Here is a 12,248-nt window from a genome sequence, read left to right as displayed (position 1 = left end):
TTCAGTAAATTAGTAATGAGTTCTTTACCATAAACAAATCGCCTATGAAAAGATGATTACGTGCTTGAAATCAGATTGTTAAATGTAAAATTTTAGTGCTATGAATGTTCAAATTCAAACTGTGCGTTTTGACGCTGACGCAAAATTGATAGATCATGTGAATAAACGGATTCAGAAACTGCCCACCTTTTACGACCGGATTGTCACTGTTGAAGTTTTTTTGAAATTAGATCAGTTAGCCCATCAGATCAAGGATAAGATAGCTGAGATAAAAGTTCACATACCCCGCCACGACTTCTTTGTAAAGCATGAGTCCAAATCTTTCGAGGAATCCTTCGACCTTGCCTTTGATTCGCTTGTAACCCAGATCAAGCGCCAGAAGGAGAAGAATTTACATTAATTTTCTAAAAATATTTTGGAATTAATTTTCTCTTTACTACCTTTGCCATCCCGATTCAAAAAGGGGTCGGTGAAGGTAGTAAAGTTCTTTACTGTAGGGCATTTAAGCCGACTTATGTCAGGTTTGAATTTGCATCCGGAAGTGAAAAAAAAGATTTGGTTCTTAAAAAGATTCACATTTATTTTGCGCTTCCTTTCAACACGATGTTAAGTTTTTTCTTGACAAAATTGCCAGCATAGCTCAGTTGGCCAGAGCTACTGATTTGTAATCAGTGGGTCGGGGGTTCGAATCCCTCTGCTGGCTCGGAAGAGTTACGGGCTGTAAAGCTCCGGGCAGAAAAAATAAGTTGGGCAGGTTCCAGAGCGGCCAAATGGGGCGGACTGTAAATCCGCTGTCTTTCGACTTCACAGGTTCGAATCCTGTCCTGCCCACGGAATTTATACGAATTATCATTACGGATTACGGAATGAACATTCACTTTCGTAATTCGTAACTGTGTATACAGCAATCACCCAATTGGATAGTTCGTCAAATGCGGGAGTAGCTCAGTTGGTAGAGCGACAGCCTTCCAAGCTGTAGGTCGCGGGTTCGAACCTCGTCTCCCGCTCTTCAAACACAACTGCTGTTGTAGCTCAGGGGTAGAGCACTTCCTTGGTAAGGAAGAGGTCGTGAGTTCAATTCTCATCAACAGCTCAAAGGGTTTTGACAGGAACTGGGATTTGCGACAGCGCATCCCGATGGATATCGGGAAGGTCGTGAGTTCAATTCTCATCAACAGCTCAAAACGTTTCGGATACAGGAAACTGGCAGACGGTTGACGGTGTCCGAAATTTGAAGTTTAACTAAGCCGGTAAGCTCAATGGATGAGCATCCCGACTGTAATCGGGGAGGAGCAGGTTCAATTCCTGGATTGGCGCAAGTTTGTAAAACGTTTTTAACAACAACTAAAGCATACAATCTTTACAAACCATCTTAAAAAAAAATACAATGGCAAAAGAAACCTTTAAGCGGGATAAACCCCACGTTAACATTGGTACCATCGGTCACGTGGACCACGGTAAAACTACCTTGACTGCTGCCATTACTACAATTCTGGCAAACAAGGGCTTGGCTGAGAAGAAAGGATATGACGAGATTGACGCAGCGCCTGAAGAAAAAGAAAGAGGTATTACCATCAATACAGCACACGTTGAGTATCAGACACAGAATCGTCACTATGCTCACGTAGACTGTCCGGGCCACGCCGACTATGTGAAGAACATGATCACTGGTGCTGCTCAGATGGACGGTGCTATCCTGGTGGTTGCCGCTACAGATGGTCCGATGCCGCAAACGAAAGAGCACGTACTGCTGGCCCGCCAGGTAGGTGTTCCCCGTATCGTTGTATTCATGAACAAAGTTGACCTGGTAGACGATCCGGAACTGCTGGAACTCGTTGAGATCGAACTCCGCGAACTGCTGAGCTCCTATGGCTTCGATGGCGACAATGTGCCCATCATCCAGGGTTCTGCTACCGGCGCTCTCGCAGGCGATCCCCAGTGGGTTGCTAAAATCGAGGAACTGATGGAAGCTGTGGATACTTACATTCCCCTGCCTCCCCGCCCGGTTGACCAACCGTTCCTGATGTCTGTAGAAGACGTATTCTCCATCACCGGTCGTGGTACTGTTGCTACCGGTCGTATCGAGCGCGGTCGCATCAAAGTGGGTGAGAACGTTGAGATCGTAGGTCTGATGTCCGAGTCGCTGAAATCAACCTGTACTGGTGTTGAGATGTTCAAAAAACTGCTGGACGAAGGTGAAGCTGGTGACAACGCCGGTCTGCTCCTCCGCGGTATTGAGAAAACTCAAATCCGTCGTGGTATGGTTATCTGCCAGCCCGGTTCCATCACTCCGCACACCGACTTCAAATGCGAAGTATACGTACTGAGCAAAGAAGAAGGTGGCCGTCACACGCCGTTCTTCCAGAAATACCGTCCTCAGTTCTACTTCCGTACTACTGACGTAACCGGTGAGGTTGAACTGCCTGCAGGTGTTGAAATGGTTATGCCTGGTGATAACATCGGTCTGACTGTTAAACTGATCCAGCCGATCGCTATGGAAAAAGGTCTGAAATTCGCTATCCGCGAAGGTGGCCGTACCGTAGGTGCCGGTCAGGTGACTGAAATCCTGAAATAATCCTTCAGTAGCAATACTGGAAATAAAAAGCCATTAGCCTTAGCGGTTTAATCATATAGTAGATTATATTTGCAAGGGTCAGATCGCAACAGCTAATGGCTTTTACATACACGGGTATGGTGCAACGGTAGCATACGGGTCTCCAAAACCTTTGATCTGGGTTCGAATCCTAGTACCCGTGCCAAGAATTAAATTGCCGGACAGTAAAATGATTCAATTTTACTCCACGGCAATTTTTATCGTTCATATCAGGATAACTTATTACCATGAACAAAATCACCAACTACTTCAGAGAATCATATCACGAACTGGTTCATAAAGTATCCTGGCCCACCTGGCGGGAACTGCAGTCTTCCACCATGATCGTTCTGATCGCCACCATCATCATCACCCTGATGGTTTGGGGTATGGACTCCGCATCTCACCTGGTTTTATCGCAATACTATAAACTGTTTCAATAATGGATGAAGCCCAAATCCCCACTCAGGAAACCAAATGGTACGTGCTGCGCGTGGTGAGTGGCAAAGAGAAGAAAGTAAAAGAATACCTGGACATCGAAGTACGCCGCAGCGACTGGGGCAACGTTATCACCCAGGTGTTTCTTCCCGTGGAAAAAGTTTATAAAGTGCAGGCCGGTAAAAAAGTAATGCGCGAAAAGAACTTCTATCCCGGTTATGTGATGATCGAAGCCATCGACGGTAAAATGACGGACGAAGTGATCCAGTCTATCCGTAACGTATCAGGCGTTATCCATTTTCTCGGAAAAGATAAACCCATCGCACTCCGTAAAGCGGAAGTGAACAAAATGCTGGGTAAAGTAGATGAAATCTCCGACCAGGGCCTCACCATGAGCGAGCCTTACATCGTTGGGGAAACCATCAAAATCATCGACGGTCCGTTCAACGACTTTAACGGTGTGATTGAAGAAGTGCTGGAAGACAAAAAGAAACTGAAAGTAACCGTAAAGATCTTCGGCCGCGCCACACCGGTAGAGCTGAACTTCATGCAGGTAGAAAAGATCAGCTAAACGCTGATGCAGAGGATAATAAAAAAGGTTGCCGTTACGGCAACCTTTTTTTATGCATTCAACAGGGTTTCACGGATGCAATGAGTTTATTTCTTCCGCGTCAGATGGATCTCCATGTTTTTGAATTCGGTACCGTCTTTCATGACGTACATCTCCATGATCTGGTGGTTATCGTCCACCCATTTCACTACTTCGCGCACGTTGCAGTCTGTGCCGGTGGAGGGATCGGTCGACTTGCCGGTGAAAGTAACCGTGCGGGTGGCATCGTCCCATTTCCCTTCCAGCGTCATCACGCCAGTGCTCATGTTGTCGATCCAGGTAGAAATAAATGTTTTTTTGATGTTGTCGTAACCCAGTATGCCGATGCCTTCGAAGGGTTGGCCGCCCATGTCGGACGTGTGCCGCGTTTCCTGGTAACGGCCGCCGAGGATCATTTTGTTGGTGCAGGAACCGGTCATTTTGCTGGGCGGGGCGCCGGGCGCCATCCAGAACGTTACGTCGGTATTCCATGTACCGTCGGCCATCGCGATCATTTTATGCATGGGACCGGGGGTGGCGTATTCCATCCAGGCTTTTTGCATGGCTGCGTCGTCCTGGGCTGCAGCAGATAGCTGTAATACGCCGGCGAGTGCGAGCGCTAAACAAATGCGTTTCATAATCGGGGTGTTTTAGGCCAATGAAGTTACGCAATAGTTGTTATAGCAACGTTTTATGCGGTGCCACATGGAAATTTTAGCGCTGGTGAGGGGCAGTTGTGATTGGCAGTACGCGTTAGCCTTACAGGGGCCTGCGGGACGGAGCGCCGGTGAACGGCACAGTTGCTTGGCCAAACCGGGCCTTACTCGGTAATCAGCATTTTCAGGCAAACCGGGCTGGGCACCTTGATTTCCTGGCCGGTAGGGGTGAGCAGGCCGGTAGCCGCATCGCGGCTGAACACCACGATGTTATGGCCGTTCTGGTTGGCTGCCAGCAGATATTTGCCGGAAGGGTGGATGAGAAAGTTGCGCGGGTGTTTGCCGCCGGAGGGTTGATGGCCCGTGAGCGCGAGCTTGCCCGTGGCAGCATCGATGGTGAAGATGGAAATGTTGTTCAGTTCGCCGCGGTTGGACATATAGAGGTGTTTCCCGTCGGGCGACACATGGATGTCCGCACTGCTGAAAACGGTGCCTTTATAGTCGGCCGGCGCGCCGGAAATGGTCTGTACGGGCTCGAGGGCGCCGTTTCCATATCGGAAGGCGGTTACTTTGCCTGATATTTCATGTACTACGTAAGCGTGCCGGCCGTTGGGGTGGAAGGTAAAGTGCCGGGGCCCGCCGCCGGGCTCGATGCTCACCGAGGGAACAGCCGCCGGGCGCAGGGGGGCGATGGGGTGGGAGGCCAGGAAGTCGTACACCATGATCTTGTCTATCCCCAGGTCGGGCACGAATACCTGTTTACCGTCGGGCGAAAAGTTGATCGAATGCACATGAGGCGCCTGCTGGCGGGAAGCCACGATGCTGGAGCCGGTATGGATGATGGTTTGCGCGGTAGCGCCTACCGTGCCGTCTGCCTGGATGGGCATCACCGATACGCTGCCGCCGGCATAATTGCCGGTAATGGCGAATTTGCCGGCCTTATCCATATTGATATGACAGGGGCCGCTGCCCACGCCGTCCTGCTGATCGAGCAGCTGTAACTGTCCTGATGCGGCGTCGAACGAAAAGGCGTACACGCTGCCGGTACGGTCTTTCCCGAACTCGCTCACGGCGTACACATGTTTTTTGTCCGGCGCGATGGTCAGGAAGGAGGGGTTGCTGAGACCTTTGGCGGTGCTGACGTGGGTGAACAGGCCGGTGGCCGGGTCGAATTTGTACACGTAGATGCCTTCACTTTCGCCGGAGGTGTAGGTGCCTACAAAGAGGAACTGCGATGCTGGTTGTTGCATGGGACGGTGGAGGTTTGCGAAAAAGGGTATCAGAAAGAAGATGGATAAGAGTTTCATAATGGTGGAATGAGGATCCGGGAATAATAATACGAAATTTTCCGGGTGTTGTCTGGGGCGGTAGTTTTCCACAGGGTAGAAATCCACATGCCGTTTCCTAAAATTGACGTATCTTTGACGAATGATAACCGATAGTTATCCTATTGATATTTAGCCCATTAGTCATTATATTTAATCCCAATTTCCGGATAATAGCAAAAAAAATGCCGAACTCCAAACAAATTTTGCTAATAATTTAATTAATACCTACCTTTGCATCCCCCTTAAAATGTCTTTCACGGACCTTTTGAGCTTTGGGAGTTTTCCGCGGTTTACTGCGGGGGACGTTTAACCAAATTAAAAACAACATAATGGCTAAAGAAATCGCAACGTACGTGAAATTGCAGGTGAAAGGCGGCCAAGCCAACCCTGCACCTCCGATTGGTCCCGCTTTGGGTTCCAAGGGTGTGAACATCATGGAGTTCTGCAAACAGTTCAACGCCCGTACCCAGGACAAAATGGGTAAAGTGCTGCCTGTTCTGCTGACTGTTTACACCGACAAATCTTTCGACTTTGTAATCAAAACGCCTCCGGCCCCGGTACAACTGCTGGAAGCAGCCAAAATTCAAGGTGGTTCTAAAGAGCCTAACCGTAACAAGGTGGGTAAAGTATCCTGGACGCAGGTTGAGGCAATTGCAAAAGACAAAATGCCCGACCTGAACTGCTTCACCCTGGAAAGCGCCATGAAAATGGTGGCTGGTACAGCGCGCAGCATGGGTATTACCGTAGATGGTAAAGCGCCCTGGGAAAACTAAATCGTTCACCCTGTGCAAGCAGGTTAACTTTTAAATCATTTTAAGAAATGGCAACTAAGAAAAGAAAAGTGGCTGACGCTAAGGTGGACAAAAACAAATCATACAGCCTGAAAGAGGCCTCCACCCTCGTTAAAGACATTAACTGTACTAAATTCGACTCTTCTGTCGATTTACATATCCGCTTAGGCGTTGATCCTAAGAAGGCCGACCAGGCTATCCGTGGTTCTGTAACGCTTCCCCACGGAACTGGTAAGACCAAAAAAGTTCTTGTACTGTGCACTCCGGACAAAGAGGCTGCTGCCAAAGAAGCCGGTGCGGATTTCGTAGGACTGGACGAGTTTATCACCAAGATTGAAGGTGGCTGGACGGAGATCGATGTGATCATCGCTACCCCGGCTGTGATGCCTAAAATCGGTAAACTGGGTAAAATCCTCGGTCCCCGTAACCTGATGCCGAACCCGAAGACCGGTACTGTTACCAACGACGTAGCAGCTGCCGTGAACGAGGTAAAAGGCGGTAAGATCACCTTTAAAGTAGACAAGGCTGGTATCATCCACGCTTCCATCGGCCGTGTGTCTTTCGCATCTGAGAAGATCGAACAGAACTCACTGGAGCTGATCAACGCGATCATCAAGCTGAAACCGGCTACTGCTAAAGGTACTTACCTGAAAGGTTTATCTATGGCTGCCACTATGAGCCCGGGTATTGTAATTGACACTAAATCTGTTCAAAACTAATTGATGGCAGGTAAAAAGTACCGCTTATCAATGACAAACACAAAGCAATGAACAAAGATCAAAAAAACGAGGTAATTGAGCTGCTGAAAGGTAAGTTCTCTCAATACAACAACTTTTATATCACCAACACGGAGTCTCTGACGGTAGCGCAGGTGAACCACCTGAGGAGGGTTTGTTTCGACAAGAACGTGGAAATGAAGGTGGCAAAAAACACGCTGATCAAAAAGGCGCTCGAAAGCCTGGACAGTGAGAAATATGCCGGCATCTACGAAGCGCTGAACGGTGTAACCGCCCTGCTGTTCTCCGACAGCCCGAAAGAGCCCGCGCTGATCATCTCTACCTTCCGCAAGGAAAACGCTAAACTGGAAAAGCCCGTACTGAAAGCTGCTTTCGTGGCAGACGAGATATACCTGGGCGACAACCAGCTGGCTAACCTGGTGAAAATCAAGACCAAGAACGAGCTCATCGGCGAAGTTATCGGTCTGCTGCAATCTCCTGCAAAACGCGTTATCGCTGCCCTGCTCGAGAAAGGCAAAAACGAAGGCGGCGTAGTGGCAGAAGCAGAAGCTCCTGCAGCCGAGTAATCGTTGAGACGCCGGGGTTCATCCCCTGGCCCATGAATCTGGCTTCCAAGTCAAAATATAAACAAACATCTGTTTAACAACATTTTAAAAAATTTCAAAACTATTATACAATGGCAGACGTAAAAGCATTAGCTGAACAATTAGTAGGTCTTACTGTGAAGGAAGTACAAGAACTGGCAGACGTTCTGAAGAACGAGTATGGTATCGAACCTGCTGCTGCTGCAGTTGTTGTAGCTGCTGACGGTGGTGGCGGAGCCGCTGCTGCTGAAGAGAAAACTTCATTCAACGTAATCCTGAAATCAGCTGGCGCCAGCAAACTGAACGTGGTGAAAATCGTAAAAGACCTGACCGGTCTGGGCCTGAAAGAAGCCAAAGAACTGGTTGACGGCGCACCTAAAGCAGTGAAAGAAGGCGTTAACAAAGCTGAAGCAGAAGATCTGAAAGCGAAGCTGACTGAAGCTGGCGCTGAAGTTGAGATCGCCTAATTCTTTGCATTACTATACATCTTTTTGAGGTCAAAAAGTGCTCCGGCACTTTTTGGCCTTATTCCCTTTGGGAACGTGTGTTTCGAGGATGGGCTGCAACGGGGAAATCACTGTGAAGTGAGCGGGCCGACCGGGTTGAAACACAATTATTTGGGTGTATTGGCAAAGAATCCTTAATTTCCCTTATTTAGTACAAGTCATATTAACTGCTAACTTCGAATATGTCTCTAAAAAAAGCCCAAACTAACGAAAGAGTAAATTTTGGAAAGATCAAACAAGTTGCTGAGACACCGGATCTGTTGGCTATCCAAATCCAATCTTTCAAGGATTTCTTCCAATTAGAAACCACACCAGACAAGCGAAACAACGAAGGCCTTTTTAAAGTATTCAAGGAAAACTTCCCGATTACGGACACCCGTAACATCTTTAATCTGGAGTTCCTGGATTACTTCGTAGACCCTCCGCGTTATACCATCGAAGAATGTATTGAGCGGGGGCTTACGTACTCCGTGCCGCTCAAAGCAAAGCTTCGTCTGAGCTGTAACGACGAGGAGCACGTAGATTTCCAGACCATTGTGCAGGACGTATTCCTGGGGAACATTCCTTATATGACCCCCCGCGGCACTTTCGTTATCAACGGCGCTGAGCGTGTAGTTGTATCCCAGCTGCACCGTTCTCCGGGTGTTTTCTTTGGTCAATCCGTCCATCCCAACGGCACCAAGATCTACTCTGCAAGGGTGATCCCCTTCAAAGGAGCCTGGATGGAGTTTGCTACAGACATCAACAACGTGATGTACGCATACATCGACCGTAAGAAGAAGTTTCCGGTTACCACCCTGTTGCGTGCCATCGGCTACGAAACGGACAAGGATATCCTGGAACTGTTTGGCATGGCTGACGAAGTGAAAGCAGACCGCAAGAACCTGGAAAAATACGCCGGCAAAAAGCTGGCTGCCCGCGTTTTACGCAGCTGGGTAGAAGATTTCGTAGACGAAGATACCGGTGAGGTGGTGAGCATCGAAAGGAATGAGATCGTGCTGGAGCGCGACAGCATCCTGGACGAAGCCAACATCGAAATGATCACCGATATGGGCGTGAAATCCGTATTCGTGCAGAAAGAAGAGGTGAGCGGCGACTTCGCCATCATCTACAACACCCTCAACAAAGATACTTCCAACTCCGAGCTGGAAGCCGTTCAGCACATCTACCGCCAGCTGCGCGGTGCCGATGCGCCGGATGACGAAACAGCAAGGGGCATCATCGATAAATTATTCTTCTCCGACAAACGGTACGATCTCGGCGACGTAGGCCGTTACAAGATCAACCGTAAACTGGGGCTGTCTACGCCGCTGGATATGAAGGTGCTGACCAAAGCGGACATCATCTCCATCATCAAGTACCTGGTACAGCTCACCAACGGTAAAGCAGAGATCGACGATATCGATCACCTGAGCAACCGTCGTGTACGTACCGTAGGAGAACAACTGTACGCGCAGTTCGGCGTGGGTCTGGCCCGTATGGCCCGTACCATCCGCGAGCGTATGAACGTTAGGGACAACGAGGTGTTTACGCCGGTGGACCTGATCAATGCAAGAACCCTTTCTTCCGTGATCAACTCCTTCTTCGGTACCTCCCAGCTGTCCCAGTTCCTCGACCAGACCAACCCGCTCTCCGAGATTACGCACAAACGCCGTATCTCCGCGCTGGGCCCCGGTGGTCTGAGCCGCGAGCGCGCAGGCTTCGAGGTGCGTGACGTACACTATTCCCACTACGGCCGCCTCTGTACCATCGAAACCCCTGAAGGACCGAACATCGGTCTGATCTCCACCCTGTGCGTACACGCCATGGTGAATGAAATGGGCTTCATCGAAACACCTTACCGCAAAGTAAAAGACGGTAAAGTGGACATGCACAAGGTGGAATACCTGAGCGCCGAAGAGGAAGATTCCGTAAAAATCGCACAGGCAAACGCTCCTTTGGATGAAAAGGGACAGTTTGTGAACGATAAGGTGAAATCCCGCGAAACCGGCGATTTCCCGATTCTTGAACCGGGTGAGGTTGAATACATGGACGTGGCTCCGAACCAGATCGTTGGTTTGAGCGCTTCCCTGATTCCCTTCCTCGAGCATGATGACGCCAACCGTGCGTTGATGGGCTCGAACATGCAACGTCAGGCTGTACCGCTGATCAACCCGCAGGTGCCCATCGTGGGTACCGGCCTGGAAGGCAAGGCAGCACGCGACTCCCGCCTGCAGATTACCGCTAACGGTAAAGGTGTGGTGGAATTCGTGGACGCCAACGAGATCCATGTACGTTACGAGCGCGACGAAATGCAGAAACTGGTGAGCTTCGAAGACGATCTCGTGATCTATCAGCTGACCAAATTCGTTAAAACCAACCAGAGCACCTGTATCAACCTTCGCCCCGCGGTGAAAAAAGGTCAGCGTGTGGTAGAAGGCGACTTCCTCACGGAAGGTTACGCTACCCGCGCCGGTGAACTGGCGCTGGGCCGCAACCTGAAAGTGGCGTTCATGCCCTGGAAAGGCTACAACTTCGAGGATGCGATCGTGATTTCAGAGCGTGTAGCCAAAGAAGACTGGTTCACCTCCATTCACATCGACGAATACGAACTCGAAGTGCGCGACACCAAGCTGGGCGAGGAAGAACTGACCCCGGATATCCCGAACGTGAGCGAAGAGGCCACCAAAGACCTCGACCAGAACGGTATCATCCGTGTGGGCGCACACATCAAGGAAGGCGATATCCTGATCGGTAAAATCACGCCGCGTGGTGAATCAGATCCTTCTCCGGAAGAAAAACTGCTGAGAGCGATCTTCGGCGACAAAGCTTCCGACGCGAAAGACGCTTCCCTGAAGGCACCCCCGTCTACCGAAGGTGTGGTGATCGACAAAAAGCTGTTCTCCCGCGCGAAGAAAGACAAGAACTCCAAAACCCGCGAAAAAGCGGCACTGGAGAAACTCGAAAAAATCCACCAGAAGAATGAGGAAGACCTGATGGAAGTGCTGATGAGTAAACTGTTGACGCTGCTGAAAGACAAAACGTCTGCCGGCATCACCAACACTTACGGTGAAGTGCTGATCTCCAAAGGTTCCAAATTCTCCAATAAAAATCTGGCGAACGTAGATTTCCAGAATGTGAACCCGCTCGGCTGGACCACAGACCAGGAAACCAACGACCAGATCAACACCCTGCTCCACAACTACAACATCAAGTACAACGAGGAGCTGGGCCGCTACAAACGTGAGAAGTTCAACATCTCCATCGGTGACGAGCTGCCCGCGGGCGTACTGAAACTGGCGAAGGTATACCTGGCCAGCAAACGTAAGCTGAAAGTAGGGGATAAGATGGCAGGCCGCCACGGTAACAAAGGTATCGTAGCCAAGATCGTGCGTGACGAAGACATGCCGTTCCTGGAAGACGGTACACCGGTAGATATCGTACTGAACCCGCTGGGCGTACCTTCCCGTATGAACCTCGGTCAGATTTACGAAACCGTACTCGGCTGGGCCGGGCAGAAACTGGGTGTAAGGTTTGCCACTCCGATCTTCGATGGTGCCAGCACCGAAGAGATCGCTTCATACATCGACGAGGCTAAACTGCCGAGCTTCGGCCACACTTACCTGAGCGATGGCGAAACCGGTGAACGCTTCCACCAGAAGGCGACCGTAGGTATCATCTACATGCTCAAACTGAGCCACATGGTAGACGATAAGATGCACGCCCGTTCCATCGGACCGTACTCTCTCATCACGCAACAGCCGCTGGGTGGTAAAGCCCAGTTCGGTGGCCAGCGTTTTGGTGAGATGGAGGTTTGGGCACTGGAAGCATACGGCGCCGCCAACATTCTGCAGGAACTGCTGACTATTAAGTCCGACGATATTGTAGGCCGTGCAAAAGCATACGAATCGATCGTGAAGGGCGACAACATACCGAAAGCCGGTGTGCCCGAATCCTTCAACGTATTGATTCACGAGCTGCGCGGGCTCGGTCTGGACCTGAAGTTCGATTAAGATAATTGAATACGGCTCCCGGTAACCTTTACCG

At 49.9% G+C, this 12,248-nt stretch carries 11 protein-coding genes and 5 tRNA genes; 14 read left to right on the top strand and 2 right to left on the bottom strand.

Annotated elements, in window-relative coordinates; translation table 11 throughout:
• Positions 1-100 precede the first annotated feature (100 nt).
• The 9 genes from EGT74_RS21340 (at position 101) to nusG (ending at position 3,602) form a co-directional block, all read left to right on the top strand.
• Complete coding sequence (locus tag EGT74_RS21340; RefSeq protein ID WP_123848575.1) at positions 101-400, top strand: HPF/RaiA family ribosome-associated protein; 300 nt, start codon at positions 101-103, stop codon at positions 398-400.
• A gap of 229 nt (positions 401-629) precedes the next feature.
• Positions 630-703, top strand: a tRNA-Thr gene (locus EGT74_RS21335).
• A 45-nt stretch (positions 704-748) separates the two neighbouring features.
• Positions 749-831, top strand: a tRNA-Tyr gene (locus tag EGT74_RS21330).
• 103 nt (positions 832-934) lie between these two features.
• Positions 935-1,007, top strand: a tRNA-Gly gene (locus tag EGT74_RS21325).
• Positions 1,008-1,021: 14 nt separating this feature from the next.
• Positions 1,022-1,093 (top strand) — tRNA-Thr (locus EGT74_RS21320).
• A gap of 294 nt (positions 1,094-1,387) precedes the next feature.
• Positions 1,388-2,575 carry an elongation factor Tu gene (gene tuf, locus EGT74_RS21315; RefSeq protein ID WP_123848574.1) on the top strand — a complete coding sequence of 396 codons (1,188 nt, stop codon included), beginning with the start codon at positions 1,388-1,390 and terminating at the stop codon, positions 2,573-2,575.
• Between the two features lie 110 nt (positions 2,576-2,685).
• A tRNA-Trp gene (locus tag EGT74_RS21310) sits at positions 2,686-2,759 on the top strand.
• Positions 2,760-2,841: 82 nt separating this feature from the next.
• The gene (secE, locus tag EGT74_RS21305; protein ID WP_074239955.1) at positions 2,842-3,036 is read left to right on the top strand and encodes a preprotein translocase subunit SecE; all 195 of its coding nucleotides are present in this window, start codon (positions 2,842-2,844) and stop codon (positions 3,034-3,036) included.
• The gene (gene nusG, locus EGT74_RS21300) at positions 3,036-3,602 is read left to right on the top strand and encodes a transcription termination/antitermination protein NusG (protein WP_123848573.1); all 567 of its coding nucleotides are present in this window, start codon (positions 3,036-3,038) and stop codon (positions 3,600-3,602) included. The genes secE and nusG overlap by 1 nt, the downstream gene beginning before the upstream one ends.
• 86 nt (positions 3,603-3,688) lie before the next feature.
• Here nusG and EGT74_RS21295 read toward each other — a convergent pair whose 3' ends face one another.
• Together EGT74_RS21295 and EGT74_RS21290 are read right to left on the bottom strand one after the other, a co-directional pair.
• Positions 3,689-4,258, bottom strand: coding sequence for a DUF1579 domain-containing protein (locus EGT74_RS21295; RefSeq protein WP_123848572.1), 570 nt, complete (start codon positions 4,256-4,258; stop codon positions 3,689-3,691).
• A gap of 182 nt (positions 4,259-4,440) precedes the next feature.
• Positions 4,441-5,526, bottom strand: coding sequence for a lactonase family protein (locus EGT74_RS21290; RefSeq protein ID WP_158618251.1), 1,086 nt, complete (start codon positions 5,524-5,526; stop codon positions 4,441-4,443).
• 407 nt (positions 5,527-5,933) lie between these two features.
• Here EGT74_RS21290 and rplK point away from each other — a divergent pair, with 407 nt between their 5' ends.
• From rplK to rpoB, 5 genes are all read left to right on the top strand, one after another.
• A complete protein-coding gene (gene rplK, locus EGT74_RS21285) occupies positions 5,934-6,377 on the top strand; it encodes a 50S ribosomal protein L11 (RefSeq protein ID WP_123848570.1) in 444 nt (147 codons plus the stop codon).
• A 47-nt stretch (positions 6,378-6,424) separates the two neighbouring features.
• A complete protein-coding gene (gene rplA, locus EGT74_RS21280; protein ID WP_123848569.1) occupies positions 6,425-7,114 on the top strand; it encodes a 50S ribosomal protein L1 in 690 nt (229 codons plus the stop codon).
• Positions 7,115-7,161: 47 nt separating this feature from the next.
• A complete protein-coding gene (rplJ, locus tag EGT74_RS21275; protein WP_123848568.1) occupies positions 7,162-7,698 on the top strand; it encodes a 50S ribosomal protein L10 in 537 nt (178 codons plus the stop codon).
• Between the two features lie 110 nt (positions 7,699-7,808).
• A complete protein-coding gene (gene rplL / locus EGT74_RS21270; RefSeq protein WP_123848567.1) occupies positions 7,809-8,183 on the top strand; it encodes a 50S ribosomal protein L7/L12 in 375 nt (124 codons plus the stop codon).
• Between the two features lie 221 nt (positions 8,184-8,404).
• Positions 8,405-12,214 (top strand): DNA-directed RNA polymerase subunit beta, encoded by a 3,810-nt coding sequence (gene rpoB / locus EGT74_RS21265; protein ID WP_123848566.1) that lies wholly within the window; start codon positions 8,405-8,407, stop codon positions 12,212-12,214.
• Positions 12,215-12,248 lie beyond the last annotated feature (34 nt).

Source organism: Chitinophaga lutea (assembly GCF_003813775.1).
Taxonomy (GTDB): Bacteria; Bacteroidota; Bacteroidia; order Chitinophagales; family Chitinophagaceae; genus Chitinophaga; species Chitinophaga lutea.
This window is presented reverse-complemented; position numbering and strand designations above follow the sequence as displayed.